The sequence below is a fragment of the Xanthobacter sp. YC-JY1 genome (genome assembly GCF_021730305.1).
Lineage (GTDB): Bacteria > Pseudomonadota > Alphaproteobacteria > Rhizobiales > Xanthobacteraceae > Xanthobacter > Xanthobacter flavus.
The window spans coordinates 4,414,916-4,434,537 of record NZ_CP032674.1 but is presented as its reverse complement, the minus strand read 5'-3'; the positions used below and the strand labels follow the sequence as shown (position 1 = coordinate 4,434,537).

Sequence of the window (19,622 nt, the reverse complement as noted above, 5' to 3'; positions counted from 1 at the left end):
CGGCATCATGCGCTTCTCCCACTTCTTCATTGACCGTCCCATCTTCGCCTCGGTGGTGTCGGTGGTGGTCATCATCCTCGGCGCGGTCTCCTATCTGCGCCTGCCGGTGGCCCAGTATCCGGACATCGCCCCGCCCGTCATCACGGTGACCGGCCAGTATCCCGGCGCCTCGGCCGAGATCGTCGCCGAGACGGTGGTCGCGCCCATCGAGCAGCAGATCAACGGCGTCGAGAAGATGATCTACCTGTCGTCGAACTCGACGGCGGACGGTCGCTTCTCCATCTCCGTCACCTTCGACATCGGCACCAATCTCGACATCGCCCAGGTGCAGGTGCAGAACCGCGTCGCCATCGCCGCCCCGCGCCTGCCGGCCGAGGTGCAGCAGGTGGGCGTGGTGACGGCAAAGGCCTCGCCCGACCTCCTCCTGGTGGTCAGCCTCTATTCGCCGGACGGTTCGCGCGATCCGCTGTTCATCTCGAACTTCGCCAATATCGAGGTGAAGGACGTGCTGTCGCGCATCGACGGCGTCGGCTCCATCACGGTGTTCGGCTCGCGCGAATATGCGATGCAGGTCTGGCTCGATCCGGACCGGCTCTCCGCGCTGAACCTCACCACCACCGACGTGGTGCAGGCGCTGAAGGCGCAGAACGTGCAGGTGGCCTCGGGCATCCTGAACCAGCCGCCGGTGCCCAACCAGCGGGCGTTCCAGATCGCCGTGCGCACCCTCGGCCGGCTCTCCGACCCCCAGGCGTTCGCCGACATCGTCATCAAGCAGACCGATCAGGCGCTGGTGCGGCTCAAAGATGTGGGCCGGGTCGAGATCGCGGCGCAGGACTATGCGTCCACGTCGTTCCTCGACAAGGACATCTCCATCAATCTCGGCATCTTCCAGCGGCCGGGCTCGAACGCGCTCGCCACCGGCAATGCCGTGGTGGCGGAGATGGCCCGCATCGGCAAGGGTTTCCCGGCCGGCCTGAAGTACGCGATCTATTACAACCCGACCGAGTTCATCCAGCAGTCGGTCGACGCCGTGGTGCACACCATCGGCGAGGCCATCGTGCTGGTGGTGCTGGTGGTGATCCTGTTCCTGCAGACATGGCGGGCGGCGATCATCCCCATCCTCGCCATCCCGATCTCGCTCATCGGCACCTTCTTCGTCATGGCGCTGTTCGGCTTCTCGCTGAACAACCTGTCGCTGTTCGGCCTGGTGCTGGCCATCGGCATCGTGGTGGACGACGCCATCGTCGTGGTCGAGAACGTGGAGCGCAACATCGAGGCGGGGCTCTCCCCGCGCGATGCCGCCTACAAGACCATGGACGAGGTGGGCGGGGCGCTGGTCGCCATCTCGCTCGTGCTGTCGTCGGTGTTCGTGCCCACCGCCTTCATTACCGGCATCTCCGGCGAGTTCTATCGGCAGTTCGCTCTGACCATCGCCGGCTCGACGCTGATCTCGCTCCTCGTGTCGCTGACCCTCTCGCCGGCCATGTGCGCGCTGCTCTTGAAGCCGCACCGGTCGAAGCACGAGAAGCCGGCGTGGTACGCCCGGCCCATCGTCGGCTTCTTCGGCCTGTTCAACCGGGGCTTCGAGAAGGTCGGCAACGGCTATGCCTGGATGTCGGCCCGCCTCGTGCGGTTCGTCGCCCTCGTGCTCATCGTCTACGCCGGCATCGTCGGCTTCGGCGGCTGGCTGTTCGCCACAACGCCGCAGGGCTTCATCCCGCAGCAGGATCGCGGCTACCTCATCGTCGTCGCGCAGTTGCCGCCGGGCGCCTCCATGCAGCGCACGGAAGACGTGATGAAGCGCGCCGGCAACCTCGTGCTGGGCACGCCCGGCGTCGGCCACATCGTCAACATCGCCGGCTTCTCGGGCGCCACCTTCACCAATGCCCCGAACGCCGGCGCCATGTTCGTGATCCTTGATCCGTTCACCTCGCGCGCGGGGCATCCCGACCAGACGGCGGCCGCCATCCAGAAGGTGCTGTTCGGCAAGGTGGCGTCCATCCAGGAAGCGCAGATGATCGTGGTTCAGCCGCCGCCCGTGCAGGGCATCGGCAATGCCGGCGGCTTCCGCATGATGCTGGAGGACCGCTCCGGCGCGGGCCTCCTCGCTCTGCGCAACGCCACCTACGCCATGATGGGCGCGGCGGCGCAGACGCCGGGGCTGATGCAGGTCTACTCCTTGTTCGAGACCTCGACGCCCCAGCTCTTCCTCGACATCGACCGGCAGAAGGCGCAGCTGCTCCAGGTCAACGTCGCCGACGTGTTCTCGGCGTTGCAGACCTATATCGGCTCGTCCTACGTCAACGATTTCAACCTGTTCGGCCGCACCTTCCGGGTGCAGGCGCAGGCCGACGCGCCGTTCCGCCTCGACCCCAAGGACGTGCTCTCGATCCGGGTGCGCTCGGCCAACGGGCAGACCGTGCCGCTCGGCTCCTTCACCACCGTGCGCGACATTTCCGGTCCCTACCGGGTGCCGCGCTACAACCTCTATCCCACCGCCGAGCTCGACGGCTCCCCGGCCCCCGGCTACTCGCAGGGCCAGGCCATCCAGATCATGCAGGAGCTGGCGGCCAAGGTGCTGCCGCAGGGTTTCTCCTATGAATGGACGGCGCTCGCCTACCAGCAGCAGCGCGCGGGCAACACGGCCATCTTCGCCTTCGCGCTGGGCGTGGTGTTCGTCTTCCTGGTGCTGGCGGCGCAGTATGAGAGCCTGACACTGCCGTTGGCGGTCATCCTCATCGTGCCCATGTGCCTCGTCGCGGCGCTGATCGGCGTGATCCTGAGGGGGCAGGACAACAACATCCTGACCCAGGTGGGATTCATCGTGCTCATCGGCCTTGCGGCGAAGAACGCGATCCTCATCGTGGAATTCGCCAAGCAATTGCAGGATCAGGGGCACGGCCGGCGCGAGGCCGCGGTGGAGGCGGCGCGGCTGCGTCTGCGCCCGATCATCATGACCTCGCTCGCCTTCATCCTCGGCGTTGTGCCGCTGGTGTGGGCCACCGGCGCGGGCGCGGAGCTGCGGCAGGCGCTGGGCACGGCGGTGTTCTCGGGCATGATCGGCGTGACGTTGTTCGGCCTCGTGTTCACCCCGGTGTTCTACGTCTTTGCCCAGTGGATCGGGTCCATCGGCCGCCGCAAGGAGGCGGCCGTGCCGCCTCCGTCCCACCCCGCTCCGGCGGAGTGAGGACAACAGGCCTCAAACGCGAACGGGCGGCCCTGGGCCGCCCGTTTTCGTTTCAGCGCCGTGGCTGGATGGATCACCGCCCCTTGTCGCGCCGCGACTTCAGCCACTTGATGCGGTTGACGATCTGCTGGGGCTGGTAGGGCTTGTCGACCCCCGGTCCGTCTTCGCACAGATTGGTGGCGTGGGCGGCCGCCATGGCGGTGGAGCCGGCGAGGATCACGTCGATCTTCGGGTGCGCCTCCCGCAGCCACTGGGACAGGGCGAAGCCCTCGCGGTCGCCGGTGGCGGATGCATCGGCCAGCACCACCTCGACCCGCTCGGCTTCCACCTCAAGGATGATCTCGGCCTCGGCGCCCGTCGCCGCTTCCAGCACCTCGTAGCCGCAGGTGCGCAGATATTCCGCGATCACGTGGCGCACGAGAATGTCGGACTCGACCACGAGCACGACGGGCGGGAGTTCGCTGGGACGGTTGTCGTTCATCAGTCGCCTTTCCTCGATCAGCGATTAGGAACCGGCTCTCCCCTGAAGCTGGGCCTGGATGATCTGCAGCACGCTCTCCACCCGGTAGGGCTTGGCGAGGAACGGCGCGACCACGGCCGCAACCGAACGGTCGAACTGGCCCGAGGTGAGGATCACCGGCAGATGCGGTCGCTCGGCCTTGAGCAGCAGGGCGAACTGGTAGCCGTCCAGCGCGCCCTCGGTGTGCACGTCGGAGAACACCACATCCACATGCAGGCCGGCGATGATGGCCTCATGCGCCTCCTCGGCCGACACGGCCTCGATCACCAGCAGTCCGGCGGAACGCAACTCCGAGGCCGTCACCATGCGCACGAGCGCGTCGTCCTCGACCAGCAGCACGGTGAGAGATACCGGCTCCGCCATCGGCTGGGCTTCCCCAAGTGTCATTTTTGTTGCCCACTCCAAGGTGCAGCTTGAAAACGCGGCGGCCGCGCTTCGGTTCCCCAATACGGTCGATCAAAAAAGCCGATCCGGCTCATTTCATCTTCCGATTGGCAGGATGCCCCTTCCGGCGCGACGTTTGCGGCCTCCTCTCGCAGCAGGACGACCCCCTTGGCCCTGACGATCTTCTTTCTCAACGGACCCAACGCCAACCTCTACGGCCTCGATCCCTCCGGCACGTACGGGCGCGAGAGCTTCCCGGCCATCCGCGAGCGCTGTCTCGCTTATGCGGCCGGGCTCGGCGTGTCGCTGGACTTCCGCCAGTCCAACCACGAGGGCGAGATCGTGGACTGGATCCAGGAGGCGCGGCTGAAGGCGGATGCCATCGTCATCAACGCCGCCGGCCTCACCTATACGTCCATCGCCATTCTCGATGCCCTGCTCGCCTTCGACGGGCCGATCATCGAGACCCACATGAGCAACATCTGGAAGCGCGAACCCTTCCGGCACCATTCCTTCGTGTCGAAGGCCGCCACCGGCGTGGTGGCAGGGCTCGGCGCGCTGGGCTACGAGCTTGCTATCGGCGCCGCGGCGAAGCTCGCCGGCGAGCGCAGGGCGGAGGGTGGCAAGTGACGGGACGGGATTCGCGCGGGGCGTTGGTGTTCTACAGCGCCTTCGACGACGCCGTGGAGTGGAAGGCCGCGCTTCAGGCGGCGATGCCCGGCCTCGATGTGCGGATCGCCGACGTCGCGACCGGTGCCGTGGACGGCGATCCCGCGGATGTGCGCTATGCTCTCGTCTGGAAGCCGCCGCAGGGGTTCTTCGCGCGCTTTCCCAATCTCGGGCTGGTCATCAATCTCGGCGCCGGCGTCGATGCGCTGGTGGCCCGGGATGACCTTCCCGACGTGCCCATCACCCGCCTCTCCGATCCGAACATGTCGCAGATGATGGCGTCCTTCGTCCTGTTCTGCGTGCTGCGCCATGCCCGCGAAATTCCGACCTTCGAGCGGGCGCAGCGGGAGGGGCGCTGGCACTATGTGCATCCGCGCACGGCGGGGGAGATCCGCGTCGGCGTGCTCGGGCTGGGAGAACTCGGCTCTACGGCCGCTTTGGAGCTGGTACGCCATGGGTTCGACGTGCGCGGCTGGTCCCGCTCGCCGAAGCAGCTTGAAGGCGTGAAGACCTTTAACGGTTCCGGCACGCTGCCGGGCTTTCTCGCCGAGGCGGACATCCTCGTGGTCATGCTTCCGCTCACCGGCGAGACGCGCCATCTCCTCGACGCCGGGCGCCTCGCTTTGCTGCCGAAGGGGGCGAAGTTCATCAACGTCGCCCGCGGGCCGGTGGTGGACGAGGCAGCGCTGATCGCGGCGCTGCGCTCCGGCGCCATTTCCGAGGCGACCCTCGACGTGTTCGAGGTGGAGCCGTTGCCCCCTGAGAGCCCGCTCTGGGGCATGGAGAACGTGCTGGTGACGCCGCACCTCGCCTCCATCGCCATCCCCGCCAGCGCCTCCGCCCAGATCGCGGAGAACATCCGCAGGGTGGAGGAGGGCGAAGAGGTACAGAACCGGGTGGACCCGGCGCGGGGCTACTGAGCCCCGTCGCGTCCCGCGAGAATCTCCCGCGCCCGTTCGTGCGGCGCCAGCGATTGCTCGGTGGCGGCATCGCCGAAATCCTCCATCTCGTAGAGGGGGCGGAGCTCGATCTCGCTCGGGCCGGGCATGGGGTTGGGGCAGCGCTTCACCCAGGCGACCGCCTCCTCCATGTCCTTCACCTCCCAGAGCCAGTAGCCGGCGATCAGCTCCTTGGTCTCGGCGAAGGGCCCGTCCATGACCATGCGGGAGGCCCCGTCGAAGCCGATGCGCTTGCCCAGCTTGGAGGGCTTGAGCCCGGCGCCGTCACGCATGATGCCGGCCTTGGCCAACTCCTCGTTGAACCGGCCCATGGCTTCCAGCCGTTCGGGGGAGGGCATCAGCCCGGCTTCACTGTCCGCGGTCGCCTTCACGATCACCATCACGCGCATGTCGCTCTCCCTCTGAGGCGGATCGGCTCGATGCTATAAGGACGGTGGACGAACGCCGCCCCCGACACGATGCGGGCAAATTTAGCGGGTGAATTGCACAGGGTCTGGCTGCGGCCGGACTCCGGCGTGCCGGTTGGGCGTGGCGGGCAGATGCAGGGGAATGACATGCGTTTCTGGGGAATCGCGATCGTGGCGGCGGCGGTCATGGCCGCGGGGGCAGCCGAGGCGGGCAAGCAGACCAATACCCAGTTCCGCGCGTTCGGCCAGTGGAAGGTCGAGACCGTGCTGGACGACGGCAAGTTCTTCCTGTGCCGGGGCGTCACCAAGACGTCCGGCGGCATTGTCGGCCTGCTCTATTATCCGAACGGCAAGTGGGCCATCGCCTTCCCGGACCTCAGCCTCAAGCCGGGCAGCAAGGTCTCCGGATCGCTGGAGATCGGCAAGGCGTCGCAGCCGGTGGAGCTGGTCGCCAGCCAGCCCGGCGTGCGCGAGCGCGTGTTCATCACGGATGACGTGCTCAATGCCCTGCGTCAGGGCGGCCGCGTCTCGCTCAAGATCGCCGGCAAGTCCTTCGACTGGGACATGACCGATGCCGGCCAGGCCATCGGCGCGGTGCAGGATTGCTGGACCGCCGGCAAGAAGATCGGCGGCTGAGGCGGCCTAGTCCATATCTGGCGCGATCGAGCCCGGCGCGAACATGCCGCCGGGCGAGAAGGCGTCGGCGAGGAAGCGGGCGAACACCTCCACCGCCGGCCGCATGGGCTGCCGGCGCAGCGACAGGCGCATGACGCGCACCGGCGCCAGCTGCTCCTTCAGCGGCCGCACGGCCACCCGGCTGCCGTCATAGGCCATGGTGGTGCGCGGCGAGGCATTGTGCAGCGTGTAGCCGCGCTTCTGGCCGACGAGGCCGCGGATCAGCTCGTAGGAGCGTGAGCGATACGCGATGCGCGGGGTGATTCCGCAGGACTCGAACAGCGAGAAGAAATAGTCGCGCGTGTGGGGCAGATCGTAGAGCAGGAAGGGCTCGTCGGCCACGTCCCGCAGCGAGACCACGGGCTTGCGCGCCAAGGGATGATCGGCGGCGAGCACGAGGAGCGGCGGCAGGTCGATGAGGAGTTCGCCGGAGAAATCCTCCGGCACCGCATAGCCATAGGACACAGCGATCTCCAACCGGCCGGAGAGGATGCCGTCGAAGATCTCCTTCTGGTCGCCTTCCTCCAGCTTCACCGTGATGCCGGGCTGCACCTCCGCGAAACGCGCCAGCAAAGCGGGCATGAAGCGCGGCGCGATGGTGAGGAAGCAGCCGAGCGAAATCTCGCCCCTCAGCGTGTCGCCCAGCGCCTGTGCGCTCTGGGCGAAATCGCGCGCGTGGGCGAGGAGATGCCGGGCCTCGTTCACATAACGCTGGCCGGCGGGCGTCAGCGAAATGCCGCGCGCATGATGGCGGATGAACAGCGGGATGCGCAGCTCCGCCTCGGTCTGGGCGATGGCGGCGGAAATCGATGGCTGGGAGACGTTGAGCTGGCGCGCGGCTTCCGTGACGTTGCCGAGGTCCGCGGCCGCCACGACATATTTGAGCGCCCTGAGCGACACGTTCATGTCGCCCGTCCCCTGCAGGCGGGGGCGTAGCAAAGGCGCGGGCGCGGGGGATCGCCGGGAGGGTTCGGCTTGGTCACAGGCGGGGCTCCGGTGAGCCGCCAGTGTCGCGCATTGATCTGGATCAGAAAAGCCAATCTTTTCGCCAAAGATAAAATATTTTATCGATCCCGCGGCCTCGCCCACTCTTGCTCCAATCGTGGGCATGACCAATTCGGGAGCAGGCGTGATGATCAGGACCGGTGCCGCGTACAAGGAAGGCCTGCGCGACGGCCGCGAGATCTGGATCGACGGCGAGCGCGTGGCTGACGTCACCACCCATCCCGCCTTCAAGCCCATCGTCGACATCAAGGCCCGCATGTACGACCTCCACCACGAGGAGGCGACCGCTCCGGCGCTGACCTATGTGGAGGAGAATGCGGTGCATTCCGTCTTCCACCAGCCGCCCACCGAGACCGCGCACTGGGACGCCAAGCGCAAGGGCGTCGATATCCTGCTGAAGGACGTGGGCGGCGTCGTCACCCGCGTCGGCGACGAGACCATCGGCGAGATGTGGTCGCTGCAGGACGGCCGCGACATGCTGGCGGCGATCGATCCACGCTTCGCCGCCAACATCGACAACCACATCCGCCGCGTGGTGGAGGAAGACCCCTTCCACGTCTCTGCCAACACCGATCCCAAGGGCGACCGCTCCCGCCACATCTCCGAGCGCGACCCGGACATGATGGTGCATGTCACCAAGGAGACGGACGCCGGCATCATCATCCGCGGCGCCAAGTACGAGACCGCCGCTGCCTATGCCGACCAGGCCTATCTGAAGCCCACCGTGGGCGCCTGGACGGACGAGAAGGAAAGCGACTACGCGCTGGGCTGCATCGTGAAGATGGGGGCGCCGGGCGTGAAGCACATCTGCCGCTCCTCCTTCGCCGGCCGCAGCAACCCGAAAGACTATCCCCTCGCCAACCGCTATGACGAGGTGGATACGCTGGTGGTGTTCGACGACGTGCTGATCCCCTGGGAAGACGTCTTCTTCTATCGCTACACCAAGGCGGCCCAGTTCGTGCGCGGCACGCTGCACCGCTACTCGGCCTATCCTTACGTGCTGCGCCTCCTCTATGTCGCCGACATGATGATCGGCGCGGCGCTTTGGAACGCCAAGCAGACCGGCCTCGACAAGCTGCAGTCGGTGCAGGAGAAGCTGGCGGATCTCGCTGTGTACCGGGAGGGCATCAACGCCCACCTCACCGCCTCCATCGCGCTGGCGGAGAAGAGCCCGGCGGGCCTGCTGATGCCCAACCAGTCCATCCTCTATGCCGGCCGCGTGCTCGCCTGCTCGCAGCTGCCGACCATGATGCATGCCACCCGCGAGCTGATCGGCGGGCAGATCTGCGTGACGCCCAACGTCGCCGCCTTCGAGGCCGAGGGCACGGCCGAGTGGCTGAAGAAGTTCTACACGCTCAACGACAATTGGGAGTCCGAGGACCGGCGCAAGCTGCTCGCCTTCGCCCGTGATCTTGTATCCTCCGACTATGCCGGCCACCGCCTCGCCTTCGTGCAGTTCGCGCAGGCCCCGCACTTCAACCACCTCGCGGCGGTCTACAAGAGCTTCGATTTCTCCGGCCCCCTCGACTTCGTGCGCAAGACCGCGGGTCTTTCGGACAATGTCATGGGATCGCTGAAATGAGCGCGGCTGCCGAAATCTCGCCGGTGGATGCGGGCCTGTTCCGCGAAGCCATGCGCCGCATGGCGTCGGGTGTAGCGGTGATTGCCACCGACGGCCCTGCGGGGCGGGCGGGGCTCACGGTCTCCTCGCTGGCGTCGCTGTGCATGGAGCCGCCTTCGGTCATCCTCTGCATCCACGAGCAGAGCAATGCGCTGAAGGTGATCGAGGCCAACGGCGTGTTCGTCGCCAATGTGCTGGCGCACCACCAGTCGCACGTCTCCGACACCTTCGCCGGGCAGGTGCCGCAGTTTCGCGATGACAAGTTCGCCTGCGCAGACTGGCGGGCCGCGCAGAGCGGCGCGCCGGTGCTCGACGGCGCGCTCATGAGCTTCGACTGCCGCCTCGCCACCCATCACGCCTACGGCACCCACCGCATCGTCGTTGGTGCCGTGACCGCCGTCCACGGCCTCGAGGATGAGGCCGAGCCGCTGCTCTATGCCAACCGCGCCTACCGGCGCCTGACCGCTGCATGAGGCCCAGAACCGTGCCGACCCATACCCGCATCCGCCCCTTCAACACGAAGGACGCCTATCCAGAGCAGAAGCTCGACAATGACGTGTGCATGGCGGTGCGCGCCGGCAACACCGTCTATCTGCGTGGCCAGACGGCCATGGACCTCGACGGCAACATCGTCGGTGTCGGCGACGCCGCGGCGCAGACCGAGAACGCCATGGCCTGCGCCAAGGTGCTGCTGGAAGAAGCCGGCGCGAAGCTTGAGGACATCGTCAAGATCGTCATCTACATCACCGATCGGGCCTATCGCGAACCGGTCTATCGCGTGGTGGGCCAGTGGCTGAAGGGCGTCTTCCCGGTCTCCACCGGCATCATCGTGCAGGGCCTCGCAAAGCCCGAATATCTGATGGAAATCGACATCATCGCCGAGATCCCGACCGAGCGCGCCTGAGGCGCCGCTACGCGTTGCGACGCCGCCGCGTTCCATTTTCCTTGCGCCACAACTGGCGCGGGGAATATTTGCGTTGCCCCGACAAAATATTGATTTTCAAAATAAAAATCGGCTTGTGGAGGCATTTTTTGCTTCCATCGTCATCCGAATTACGTAGATTTACGTATCGGCGACCTTCGCGGTCACACGAAAATAAACCGCCAGAAGGCGGATCCAGAGGAGAGACGGATGAACGGCAAGATCGTTGCCCTCGGGCTCGCGCTGGCCGCCTTCGTGGCGGGCCCGGCGAGCGCGGCGGAAAAACTGGTGGTGAGCACGTGGGGCGGCAGCTTCCGCGACCTCATCGCGGAGGCCATCGCCTCGAAGTTCACCAAGGATACCGGCGTCGAGGTGGAATACATCACCGGCGGCACCATTGATCGGCTGAACAAGGCGAAGCTCGCCAAGGGTTCGCCGGAGAGCGACATCACCTTCACCACCGCCCATGTGGGCTGGCTCTACGCCAATGACGACCTGTTCGAGACCCTCGACCTCTCGAAGATGCCGAATGCGTCGAAGCTGGTGCCGCAGGCCAAGGTGAGCCCCTATCACATCGGTGCCTGGGCCTATGTCTACACCATCGGCTACCGGCCGGACCTGACGCCCAAGAACATCAATTTCTCCTCCTGGGCAGACCTGTGGAATCCCGAGCTGAAGGGGATGCTGGCGGCGCCTGATTTCGACCCCAGCCACATCATCGCGGTCTCGGCCCTGCTGGCGGGCGGCTCGCCGGCGGACTGGCAGAAGGGCGAGCAGAAGCTCCTGGCGCTGAAGCCCAATTTCAAGGCCTTCTACACCAACGACGCGAACTCGCAGCAGCTCATCGCCACCGGCGAGACGCCGGTGCAGATCATGCTGTCCATGAATGCCTACTACATGATCGCGCAGGGCGTCCCGATCAAGCTCGTCATCCCGAAGGAAGGCGGCGTGCTGGGCATCGACACCATGGCCATCATGAAGGGTTCCAAGAACCGCGAGCTGGCGGAGAAGTTCATCAACACCGCGCTCGATCCCGAGGTGCAGGGCAAGATCGCTGAGCTGAAGAAGGGCTCGCCCACCGTGCTCGGCGCCAAGGTGAGCCCGGAAACCGCGAAGCTTCCCGGCGTCTTCACCACTGCCGAGCAGTGGGACAAGGAGACCATCATCATCGACCACAAGCTCCGCGCGGAGAAGACCGCCGAGTGGCGCAAGTGGTTCTCGGAAAACATGATCGCCAAGTGAGTGATCGGCGAGTGATCGATGGGTGAGGCGGATAACCGCTTCCGTTAGACTGCCCTGACCCGGAAGCGGCTCCGTAGCGCGGCGGGCAGGGAAGATGGGTCCCCTGTCATCTTCCCTGCCTCCGCCGGCGCCTAGCCTCCCGTTTCGACCGGTCTCGATCCGGACCGCAAACCAAGAGCGAGAGCTGTGAACAAGCGCCCCTTCCTCGCCCTGTTCGTCGCCCCCGCGACGCTGGCAGCCATCGCCTCCGCGGCGGCGCTCGCGGCGATCCTGCAATATGCCTTCCGCGCCTACGTGCCGGGCTCGCTCAATCCCGGCGGGCTGACGCTGGACAATTTCTTCGCGCTGCTGCGCCCGCTCTATGCACAGGTGTTCATCCAGACCGTGTGGATCTGCCTGCTCACCGCGCTCATCACTTTGGTGGTGGCCTATCCGCTCGCCTACGCGCTGGTGCGGACGCGGAACGTGACGCTGAAATCCTTCCTGCTGATTACCGCCGTCACGCCCCTCTTCCTCGGCGAGGTGGTGCGCACCTATTCCTGGATCATCGTGCTGGGCAATACCGGCTTCATCAATTCGGTGCTGAAGGGCCTGGGGCTCATCGACCGGCCGATACAGATGATGTTCACGACCTTCGGCGTGGTCACCGCCCTCGTCCATGTGACGCTGCCGGTGATGGTCATCATGCTCTCGGCCGCGCTCTCGCACATCGATCGCGACTACGAGAAGGCGGCGACCTCCCTCGGCGCAGGGCCGGTGAAGGCCTTTCTCACGGTGACTCTGCCGCTCTCCATGCCCGGCGTGGTGGCGGGCGTCTCCACCGCCTTCGCCTGGACGTTTTCCGCCTTCGCCACGCCGCAGATGATCGGCGGCGGCAAGGTGAGCATGATCTCGACGCTGGTCTACCAGCTCGGCTTCGCGTCCTTCAATTTCCCCTTCGCGGCGGCCCTCTCCGTCACCGGCCTCGCGCTCACCTTCGCGGTGCTCGCCATGGCGAAACAGGCCATCAAGCCGCTGGAAAAGATCGGAGCCCACTGATGTCCGCTCCGCGCAAGCGTCTCATCTCCGCCAAAGCCGGTGAGCGGATTCTCGCCATCGCCGGCTGGAGCGCGGTGTGGCTGGTGGTGGCCTTCATCATCCTGCCGGCGGTGGTGGTGGGAATCTCCGCCTTCAACGACCGCGCCATCCTCTCCTTCCCCCCGCAGGCCTGGTCCACGCGCTGGTTCGCGCGGGCCTTCTCCTACCGGGACTTCTCCGAGGGCTTTCGCAACGGCCTCATCATCACCGCCTTCGCCTCGTCCATCGCGCTGGTGGTGGGGGCTGGCTTCGCCTTCGCCCTCGACCGCTACAGCTTCCGGGGCAAGATGGCGCTTGAGGCGGTGCTGACGTCGCCGCTGGTGATCCCACATTTCACCATCGGTCTCGGCTTCCTCATCCTCGCGGCGCAGATCCACGCGACGCGCACCTTCGCCCTCGTCATCGTCTGCCACGTGGTGCTGGTGCTGCCCTTCGTGATGCGCTCGGTCTATGTGTCGCTGCGCAATCTCGACAGCCGGCTGGAGCTCGCCGCCGCAAGCCTCGGGGCCCGGCCCGGACGGGCGCTGTTCACCGTGACGCTGCCTTTGCTGATCCCCGGCCTGTTCTCGGGCTGGCTGTTCGCGGCCATCCTGTCCTTCAACGAGTTCACCGCCTCGCTCTTCGTCACCGCCCAGGCGACGCAGACGCTGCCGGTGGCCATGTACAATTACGTCCGCGAATATGCCGATCCGACGCTCGCGGCGCTGTCCGTCATCTACATCGTGGTCACGGCGCTGGTTCTCACCATCGCCAACGCCTTCCTTGGCCTCGGAAAGGTTCTGAACGTTGAGCATGTCCGCTGAACGCATCGATCCCCGGGAGCCCGTCTCCCCCGCCGTCTCCGCGCCCGCCGCGGACGCTGCCGCGCGCGTTGCCGGCGTCCAGATCGACGGCGTCACCAAGCGCTTCGGCGATGCCACTGCCTTGCATGAGGCATGGCTGAAGATCGCCGATGGCGAGTTCATGACGCTGCTCGGACCCTCCGGCTGCGGCAAGACCACGCTGCTCAACCTCATCGCCGGGTTTCTCGAGGCGGATGGCGGCGAGATCTTCGTCGGCGGACGGCTGATGACCGAGACCGCGCCCTATGATCGCGAGATCGGCGTCGTCTTCCAGAACTACGCCCTGTTCCCGCACATGAACGTGGCGAAGAACGTGGGCTATGGCCTCAGGATGCGCGGCGTGGGGAAGCGCGAGATCGACACGCGCGTCGCCGAGGCGCTGGCGCTGGTGAAACTCGACGGATTCGGCGAGCGCAAGCCGCGCCAGCTTTCCGGCGGCCAGCAGCAGCGCGTGGCGCTGGCCCGTGCGCTGGTGATCCGGCCCAAGGTGCTGCTGCTGGACGAGCCGTTCTCCGCCCTCGACAAGAATTTGCGCGGCGCCATGCAGGTGGAGCTGAAGGAAATCCAGCGCCGGCTCGGTGTCACCACCATCTTCGTCACCCACGACCAGAGCGAGGCGCTGTCCATGTCGGACCGCATCGCCGTCATGTCGCAGGGCCGCATCCGCCAGGTGGGCACGCCGGACGAGATCTATCGCCGGCCGCTCGACCCGTTCGTCGCGTCCTTCGTCGGCGATGTGAACGTGCTGCCCGGGCGGCTGGAGCGGCGCATCGGCGAGACCGCGACCGTGCTGATCGCCGAAGGGCGGCTCAGCGTCAGCGCGGATACGCTGGAGGGGATTGCCCCCGGCGCCGCCGTGGACCTGTTCGTTCGGCCCGATGCGGTGCGCATCGCGGAAGGGGAGGGGCTGGTCTCCGGCACGGTGGCGACCCACGTCTATCAGGGCTCGCACGTGGACGTTCTGGTGGATGTCGCTGCCGCGCGCGGTGGCCGAGTCACTGTGCGCGTGCCGGGGCATGGTGCCTCCACGCGCTGGCCCGTGGGCACCCGAGTCTCGCTCGATTTCTCGCCTGCCGATGCGGTGGCGTTCGCTTCCGATGTTTCCTGACGCAGCGGCGCGCCGGTTCTCGTCCGGCGCGCCGGGTTCGCCGTCAGAAGGCCGGGGCGGAGGAGGGGTTGCGCGCGCGGCTTTCGAAGGCCGGCTGCTCCAGGGCATAGCGATCCCACAGGCTGCGCAGCGCGCCGATGGGGGCCTCGTGCCAGTCGACGCGCAGGTCCACCACTGGCCAATCATAGGTGCGGGCCACATGGAGGCCCGCCGCGTGCTCGTCCCCGGTCTCGCCGCCGGCGGCCAATCCGGCCTCCAGCCCGCGCATGAGGCGCTCGGCCAGGGGCAGGCCCTCGCCGGCGAGGAAGGCATCGCGCATGGCCTTGGGGACGCCGTCGTTCACCAGCAGGTTTCCAAGCGCGATGCAGCCGGGCCCTTCGGCCGCGGCCGCGATGGGCAGGGCCTCGGCCCCCGAATGCCACGCCACCTGCCCGTAGCGGTCGATGACGCTTGCCTGCCGGAAGGCGGGCTCCGGCGTGCCGGCGAGCAGCGTGGACAGTACGCCTCCGGCGCCGAGCCCCTGCCGCAGCAGAACAAGGCCGGCCGGGCCGAGGGCCGGGTCGGTGACGTTCTGCGTCGTCACGAGGCCGAGCGGGCTTACCCACGCGCAGCGGCTGGCGACGCAGATGCTGGACGAGGTGATAGCGATGCCGAAGGCGCCCGTATCGGGGCATCGGGCGGCGATGGAATAGGTCATTCCCGTCTCCTTTTCGGTGATTTTCTAGATATGACGGCCTGAAGATGCAAGTATCGACGGAAGAAATACTTGAAAAAATCACTTCCGTTCCTTCGGTGACGGATACGGAGAATGGCGAGATCGTCGCGCGCATCGCCGAGATCGCCGCGCCGTTCGCCCGCGTGCGCCATCTGCCCAATGCGGCCAGGGACCGCACCGCTCTGCTCCTCTCCATCGGCCCCGAAGAGCGGCCGGGCGTCGTGCTCTCCGCCCATACGGACGTGGTGGCCGTGGAGGGCCAGCCCTGGACCAGCGATCCCTTCGCGCTGACCGCGCGGGGAGATCGCCTCTACGGGCGCGGCACCTCCGACATGAAGGGCTTCGTGGCTTGCGTGCTCGCTGCGCTGCCCGCCTTCGCCGCCGCTGCGCTGGAGACGCCGGTGCATGTGGCGCTGTCCTATGACGAGGAGATCGGCTGCAAGGGCGTGGGCGATCTCGTGGCGCTGCTGGCCGCCCTTCCGGCGCCGCCGCTCCTGTGCATCGTCGGCGAGCCCACGGGCATGAAGGTGAAGCGCGCCCACAAGGGCAAGACCGGCTGGCGTGTCACTGCCACCGGCCGCACGGGCCATTCCGCCCTGCCGCACCGCGCGGCCAATGCGGTGACCGCACTCGCGCGTCTCGCCGCCCGCCTCGCCGACCTTGCCGACGACTTGCGCCACGGCGCGTGGGACCAGGCCTTTGATCCACCCTATGCGACGCTGCATATCGGCTCGCTGCATGGCGGCGGGGCGCTGAACGTGGTGCCGGACAAAGCGGTGATGGAATTCGAGTTGCGCAGCATCCCGGGCGCCGACACCCCCACAATCCTGCGCCGTATCGAGGCGCTGGTGGCGGAGGCGCGCGCCGCCCTCAAGGCCGAGGCGGAGGAGGCGGATCTGGTGGTGGAGGAGCTCTCCTCCTATCCTGCCCTCGCCACGGCGGCCGGCAGCGCCGAGGCCGCCGCGGTCGCGCGCCTGTGCGGGGACAATGGTCCGCCCGGCACCATCGCCTTCGGCACCGAGGCGGGGCTTTATTCCGAAGCCGGTATTCCCACTCTGGTGTGCGGTCCCGGCGACATCGCCCGCGCCCACAAGGCTGACGAATGGGTGGGGCGGGATGAGCTGGCCCAATGCGACGCCATGCTGGCCCGCCTCGCCGAACTGCTGCGCCGTCCCGCCGCCGACTGGATCACCCCCTGAAAGGAGCCATGATGACCGAGCAGAAGCCGCTGACCCGTCCCGCCGCGAAGCTCACCCATGCCGGCGCTTTGGTCGCGCTCGCCGCCGCCGTGGCGCGGGCGGAGGAGATGGGCGTGCCCCAGAATATCTCCATCGTGGATGACGGGGGCAACCTCCTCGCCTTCGTGCGCATGGACGGGGCGAAGCTGCTGTCGCGGGAGACCTCCCTCTCCAAGGCCATCAGCGCCGCCTCCCACCGCCAGCCCACGAGCCGGCTCGATCCGGCGCTGGAGCTGAAGTTGGCCATCGCCGCGGGTGGCCGGCTCACCAATCTGGAAGGCGGCTTCCCCATCATCATCGATGGCGTGTGCGTGGGCGGCATCGGTGTGGGGTCCGGCAAGGGAAGCGAGGACGTGGACGTGGCCAAGGCGGCGCTTGCGGCCCTCGGCGCGCAGATCTGAGGCGGCGAAGGGCTCGGCCGGTGCCGGCTTCTTTGCCGGCACCGCTGCGGATGCGGTCGCCAGCGCCCTTGCCTATCGGCTGAAGCTGCGGCACAGGTTGCGCGCCATCAACGGGGACTGCCCATGTCGACCACCGTGTCTCCCCTCGCGCCGAAGTCCGTGCCCGAGCTCAAGCCTGTGCCGGGCGTCACCTTCACCACGGTGGCTGCGGGCATCCGATACAAGGGCCGCACCGACGTTCTGGCCATGGCGTTCGAGCCGGGCACGACGGTGGCGGGCGTCACCACCCGCTCCCTTTGCCCTTCCGCTCCGGTGGAATGGTGCCGCGAGCTGCTGAAGAAGGGCAAGGCGCGGGCGCTGGTGGTGAATTCCGGCAATGCCAACGCTTTCACCGGCATGAAGGGCCGCGAGGCGACCAGCCTGACCGCCGACCTCGCCGCCCAGGCATTCGGCTGCAAGCCTACGGAAGTGTTCCTCGCCTCCACCGGCGTCATCGGCGAGCCGCTGGACGCCAACAAATTCGAGGCGGCGCTGACGGAGGCCGCGGGTCAATTGGTCGATTGGCCGTGGCTCGATGCCGCGCGCGCCATCATGACCACCGACACCTTCCCCAAGCTCGCCACCGCCACGGTGCTGCTGGGCGACGTGCCGGTGACCATCAACGGCATCGCCAAGGGCGCGGGCATGATCGCCCCCGACATGGCGACCATGCTCTCCTTCGTCTTCACCGACGCGCCGATTGCCGCCGACGTGCTGCAGAAGCTGCTCTCCAAGGGCGTGAAGACCACCTTCAACGCCGTCACCATCGACGGCGACACCTCCACCTCCGACACGCTCCTCCTGTTCGCCACCGGCACCGCCAAGGAGCGTGGCGCCAAGACGGTGAAGAACATCGACGATCCCGCGCTGAAGGCCTTCAAGCGCGCGCTCACCGAGCTGCTCGCCGACCTCGCCGAGCAGGTGGCCCGCGACGGTGAGGGCGCTCGCAAGCTGGTGCGCATCACCGTGACGGGGGCAGTCTCCAACAAGTCGGCACGGCGCATCGCCATGTCCATCGCCAACTCGCCGCTGGTGAAGACGGCCGTGGCCGGCGAGGACGCCAACTGGGGCCGCGTGGTGATGGCGGTGGGCAAGGCCGGCGAACCCGCCGACCGCGACCTGCTTACCATCTCCTTCGGCGACATCCGCGTCGCCCATGAGGGCGCCCGCGACCCCGACTATGACGAGGCCGCCGTCTCCGACTACATGAAGAACGACGTGATCGACCTCACCGTCGACCTCGGCCTGGGGCGCGGCACCGACCGGGTGCTTACCTGCGACCTCACCAAGGAATACGTGGCGATCAACGGGGATTATCGCTCGTGAAGATCACCCTTGTCGCCGCTTGCGCCCTCATTGACGGCGACGGCCGCGTGCTGGTGGCGCAGCGGCCGGAGGGCAAGGCGCTGGCGGGCCTCTGGGAGTTTCCCGGCGGCAAGGTCGAGCCCGGCGAGCGGCCGGAGGAGACGCTGATCCGCGAATTGCAGGAAGAGCTGGGGATCACGGTGAAGGAGGCGTGCCTCGCGCCCCTCACCTTCGCCAGCTATCCCTACGAGACCTTCCATCTCCTGATGCCGCTCTGGATCTGCCGCCGCTGGGAGGGCGTGATCCAGAAGAAGGAGCATCAGGCCCTGCAATGGCTGCGGCCCGGGCGCCTGCGCGACATTCCCATGCCGCCCGCCGACGAACCGCTGGTTCCCGCGCTGATCGACCTCCTCGGCCCCTGACTGCCCCATGTCTTCCGGCATGTCTTCCGTAACGGCGACCCGCATCGGCTTCCTCGCCATCCTGCTGTGGGCGACGCTCGCCTTCTTCACGGCTGCGACGGGAAAGGTGCCGCCCTTCCTCCTCACGGCGCTCACCTTCGGCATCGGCGGGGCGGTGGGGCTGGGCGCGGCGCTGGCCGGGCCGGGGCTCGGCGTGCTCAGGCAGCGGCCGCTGGCCTATCTCCACGGCGTTGGCGGGTTGTTCGGCTACCACTTCCTCTATTTCACCGCCCTGAAGCTGGCGCCGGCGGCCGAGGCGGGGCTCATCGCCTATCTCTGGCCGCTGCTGATCGTGCTGCTCTCCGCCTTCCTGCCCGGTGGCGGGCTGCGGCGGGTGCATGTGATCGGCGCGTTTATGGGCTTTGCCGGCACCGTGGTGCTGCTCGCGGGCAAAGGCGGCTTCTCCGGCATCGAGATGCGCTTCCTGCCCGGCTATCTCGCGGCTTTCGCCTGCGCCTTCATCTGGTCGTCCTATTCGGTCGCCTCGCGCCATTTCGCTGATGTGCCGACGCAGGCGGTGGCCGGCTTCTGCCTCGCTACGGCGGTGCTGGCTGCCCTCTGCCACATCGCGTGGGAGGACACGGTGTGGCCCGCCTCGGCGGGGGAGTGGACGGCGGTGGCGCTGCTCGGCATCGGCCCGGTGGGGCTCGCCTTCTACACCTGGGACATTGGCATGAAGCGCGGCGACGTGCGCCTTCTGGGCGTCGCCTCCTATGCGGCGCCGGTGCTCTCCACGCTGCTGCTGGTTGCGACCGGATTCTCAGCGCCGTCCCTCTCTCTGGCGGTGGCCTGCGCGCTCATCGTCGGCGGAGCTTTCGTCGCCACCCGGCGTTGAACGCGCGAAC

21 protein-coding genes are annotated in these 19,622 nt (G+C 67.3%); 16 read left to right on the top strand and 5 right to left on the bottom strand.

The genetic code is table 11. From position 1 onward, the window contains the following. The first annotated feature begins 7 nt into the window (after positions 1 to 7). The gene (locus D7006_RS20855) at positions 8 to 3,187 is read left to right on the top strand and encodes an efflux RND transporter permease subunit (RefSeq protein WP_237354412.1); all 3,180 of its coding nucleotides are present in this window, start codon (positions 8 to 10) and stop codon (positions 3,185 to 3,187) included. A gap of 73 nt (positions 3,188 to 3,260) precedes the next feature. Here the strand turns inward: D7006_RS20855 and D7006_RS20850 are convergent, their stop codons facing one another. After that, on the bottom strand, positions 3,261 to 3,668 hold the full coding sequence (locus D7006_RS20850; RefSeq protein WP_169121628.1) for a response regulator: 408 nt from the start codon (positions 3,666 to 3,668) through the stop codon (positions 3,261 to 3,263). A 24-nt stretch (positions 3,669 to 3,692) separates the two neighbouring features. Further along, positions 3,693 to 4,094, bottom strand: a complete 402-nt coding sequence (locus D7006_RS20845; protein WP_237354411.1) for a response regulator — start codon at positions 4,092 to 4,094, stop codon at positions 3,693 to 3,695. Between the two features lie 165 nt (positions 4,095 to 4,259). Here D7006_RS20845 and D7006_RS20840 point away from each other — a divergent pair, with 165 nt between their 5' ends. Beyond that, positions 4,260 to 4,721 (top strand): type II 3-dehydroquinate dehydratase, encoded by a 462-nt coding sequence (locus D7006_RS20840; protein ID WP_237354410.1) that lies wholly within the window; start codon positions 4,260 to 4,262, stop codon positions 4,719 to 4,721. Then, complete coding sequence (locus tag D7006_RS20835; protein ID WP_237354409.1) at positions 4,718 to 5,680, top strand: glyoxylate/hydroxypyruvate reductase A; 963 nt, start codon at positions 4,718 to 4,720, stop codon at positions 5,678 to 5,680. Before D7006_RS20840 ends, D7006_RS20835 begins: the two co-directional genes overlap by 4 nt. On the opposite strand, the gene D7006_RS20830 is transcribed toward D7006_RS20835, so the two are convergent. Further along, complete coding sequence (locus D7006_RS20830; RefSeq protein WP_237354408.1) at positions 5,674 to 6,108, bottom strand: YciI family protein; 435 nt, start codon at positions 6,106 to 6,108, stop codon at positions 5,674 to 5,676. The genes D7006_RS20835 and D7006_RS20830 overlap by 7 nt on opposite strands. A gap of 165 nt (positions 6,109 to 6,273) precedes the next feature. Here D7006_RS20830 and D7006_RS20825 point away from each other — a divergent pair, with 165 nt between their 5' ends. Continuing rightward, complete coding sequence (locus D7006_RS20825; protein WP_169121624.1) at positions 6,274 to 6,762, top strand: hypothetical protein; 489 nt, start codon at positions 6,274 to 6,276, stop codon at positions 6,760 to 6,762. Between the two features lie 6 nt (positions 6,763 to 6,768). Here the strand turns inward: D7006_RS20825 and D7006_RS20820 are convergent, their stop codons facing one another. Continuing rightward, positions 6,769 to 7,707: a LysR family transcriptional regulator gene (locus D7006_RS20820; RefSeq protein WP_169121623.1), complete on the bottom strand. Its 939-nt coding sequence runs from the start codon at positions 7,705 to 7,707 to the stop codon at positions 6,769 to 6,771. Between the two features lie 226 nt (positions 7,708 to 7,933). Here D7006_RS20820 and D7006_RS20815 point away from each other — a divergent pair, with 226 nt between their 5' ends. The 7 genes from D7006_RS20815 (at position 7,934) to D7006_RS20785 (ending at position 14,618) form a co-directional block, all read left to right on the top strand. Continuing rightward, entirely contained in the window at positions 7,934 to 9,388 is a 1,455-nt protein-coding gene (locus tag D7006_RS20815) for a 4-hydroxyphenylacetate 3-hydroxylase family protein (RefSeq protein WP_237354407.1), read from the top strand. Then, complete coding sequence (locus tag D7006_RS20810; RefSeq protein WP_237354406.1) at positions 9,385 to 9,900, top strand: flavin reductase family protein; 516 nt, start codon at positions 9,385 to 9,387, stop codon at positions 9,898 to 9,900. The genes D7006_RS20815 and D7006_RS20810 overlap by 4 nt, the downstream gene beginning before the upstream one ends. An 11-nt stretch (positions 9,901 to 9,911) precedes the next feature. Beyond that, positions 9,912 to 10,331, top strand: coding sequence for a RidA family protein (locus D7006_RS20805; RefSeq protein ID WP_237354405.1), 420 nt, complete (start codon positions 9,912 to 9,914; stop codon positions 10,329 to 10,331). A 228-nt stretch (positions 10,332 to 10,559) separates the two neighbouring features. Continuing rightward, positions 10,560 to 11,591, top strand: coding sequence for a PotD/PotF family extracellular solute-binding protein (locus D7006_RS20800; protein ID WP_169121619.1), 1,032 nt, complete (start codon positions 10,560 to 10,562; stop codon positions 11,589 to 11,591). A 186-nt stretch (positions 11,592 to 11,777) separates the two neighbouring features. Continuing rightward, complete coding sequence (locus D7006_RS20795) at positions 11,778 to 12,629, top strand: ABC transporter permease (RefSeq protein WP_237354404.1); 852 nt, start codon at positions 11,778 to 11,780, stop codon at positions 12,627 to 12,629. After that, positions 12,629 to 13,471: an ABC transporter permease gene (locus D7006_RS20790; RefSeq protein WP_169121617.1), complete on the top strand. Its 843-nt coding sequence runs from the start codon at positions 12,629 to 12,631 to the stop codon at positions 13,469 to 13,471. The genes D7006_RS20795 and D7006_RS20790 overlap by 1 nt, the downstream gene beginning before the upstream one ends. Next, entirely contained in the window at positions 13,461 to 14,618 is a 1,158-nt protein-coding gene (locus D7006_RS20785) for an ABC transporter ATP-binding protein (RefSeq protein ID WP_237354403.1), read from the top strand. Before D7006_RS20790 ends, D7006_RS20785 begins: the two co-directional genes overlap by 11 nt. Positions 14,619 to 14,661: 43 nt before the next feature. Here D7006_RS20785 and D7006_RS20780 read toward each other — a convergent pair whose 3' ends face one another. Then, positions 14,662 to 15,315: a DUF1028 domain-containing protein gene (locus D7006_RS20780; protein ID WP_237354402.1), complete on the bottom strand. Its 654-nt coding sequence runs from the start codon at positions 15,313 to 15,315 to the stop codon at positions 14,662 to 14,664. A gap of 95 nt (positions 15,316 to 15,410) precedes the next feature. On the opposite strand from D7006_RS20780, the gene argE reads away from it, so the two are divergent. From argE to D7006_RS20755, 5 genes are all read left to right on the top strand, one after another. Then, the gene (gene argE / locus D7006_RS20775; protein WP_237354401.1) at positions 15,411 to 16,532 is read left to right on the top strand and encodes an acetylornithine deacetylase; all 1,122 of its coding nucleotides are present in this window, start codon (positions 15,411 to 15,413) and stop codon (positions 16,530 to 16,532) included. Positions 16,533 to 16,540: 8 nt separating this feature from the next. Further along, positions 16,541 to 16,972 carry a heme-binding protein gene (locus tag D7006_RS20770; protein WP_169121613.1) on the top strand — a complete coding sequence of 144 codons (432 nt, stop codon included), beginning with the start codon at positions 16,541 to 16,543 and terminating at the stop codon, positions 16,970 to 16,972. Between the two features lie 123 nt (positions 16,973 to 17,095). Next, positions 17,096 to 18,337: a bifunctional glutamate N-acetyltransferase/amino-acid acetyltransferase ArgJ gene (argJ, locus tag D7006_RS20765; RefSeq protein WP_237354400.1), complete on the top strand. Its 1,242-nt coding sequence runs from the start codon at positions 17,096 to 17,098 to the stop codon at positions 18,335 to 18,337. Beyond that, entirely contained in the window at positions 18,334 to 18,738 is a 405-nt protein-coding gene (locus tag D7006_RS20760; protein WP_237354399.1) for a (deoxy)nucleoside triphosphate pyrophosphohydrolase, read from the top strand. The genes argJ and D7006_RS20760 overlap by 4 nt, the downstream gene beginning before the upstream one ends. 19 nt (positions 18,739 to 18,757) lie before the next feature. Beyond that, entirely contained in the window at positions 18,758 to 19,612 is an 855-nt protein-coding gene (locus tag D7006_RS20755) for a DMT family transporter (protein WP_237356967.1), read from the top strand. The last annotated feature ends 10 nt before the right edge of the window (positions 19,613 to 19,622 follow it).

Excerpts from the sequence above, each read along its gene's own strand:
- argJ (WP_237354400.1), top strand. The coding sequence starts at position 17,096 with ATGTCGACCACCGTGTCTCCCCTCGCGCCGAAGTCCGTGCCCGAGCTC.
- D7006_RS20790 (WP_169121617.1), top strand. The coding sequence starts at position 12,629 with ATGTCCGCTCCGCGCAAGCGTCTCATCTCCGCCAAAGCCGGTGAGCGG.
- D7006_RS20770 (WP_169121613.1), top strand. The coding sequence starts at position 16,541 with ATGATGACCGAGCAGAAGCCGCTGACCCGTCCCGCCGCGAAGCTCACC.
- D7006_RS20810 (WP_237354406.1), top strand. The coding sequence starts at position 9,385 with ATGAGCGCGGCTGCCGAAATCTCGCCGGTGGATGCGGGCCTGTTCCGC.
- D7006_RS20820 (WP_169121623.1), bottom strand. The coding sequence starts at position 7,707 with ATGAACGTGTCGCTCAGGGCGCTCAAATATGTCGTGGCGGCCGCGGAC.
- D7006_RS20755 (WP_237356967.1), top strand. The coding sequence starts at position 18,758 with ATGTCTTCCGTAACGGCGACCCGCATCGGCTTCCTCGCCATCCTGCTG.
- D7006_RS20825 (WP_169121624.1), top strand. The coding sequence starts at position 6,274 with ATGCGTTTCTGGGGAATCGCGATCGTGGCGGCGGCGGTCATGGCCGCG.
- D7006_RS20785 (WP_237354403.1), top strand. The coding sequence starts at position 13,461 with ATGTCCGCTGAACGCATCGATCCCCGGGAGCCCGTCTCCCCCGCCGTC.
- D7006_RS20855 (WP_237354412.1), top strand. The coding sequence starts at position 8 with ATGCGCTTCTCCCACTTCTTCATTGACCGTCCCATCTTCGCCTCGGTG.
- D7006_RS20830 (WP_237354408.1), bottom strand. The coding sequence starts at position 6,108 with ATGCGCGTGATGGTGATCGTGAAGGCGACCGCGGACAGTGAAGCCGGG.
- D7006_RS20850 (WP_169121628.1), bottom strand. The coding sequence starts at position 3,668 with ATGAACGACAACCGTCCCAGCGAACTCCCGCCCGTCGTGCTCGTGGTC.
- D7006_RS20780 (WP_237354402.1), bottom strand. The coding sequence starts at position 15,315 with ATGACCTATTCCATCGCCGCCCGATGCCCCGATACGGGCGCCTTCGGC.
- D7006_RS20815 (WP_237354407.1), top strand. The coding sequence starts at position 7,934 with ATGATCAGGACCGGTGCCGCGTACAAGGAAGGCCTGCGCGACGGCCGC.
- D7006_RS20845 (WP_237354411.1), bottom strand. The coding sequence starts at position 4,094 with ATGACACTTGGGGAAGCCCAGCCGATGGCGGAGCCGGTATCTCTCACC.
- D7006_RS20800 (WP_169121619.1), top strand. The coding sequence starts at position 10,560 with ATGAACGGCAAGATCGTTGCCCTCGGGCTCGCGCTGGCCGCCTTCGTG.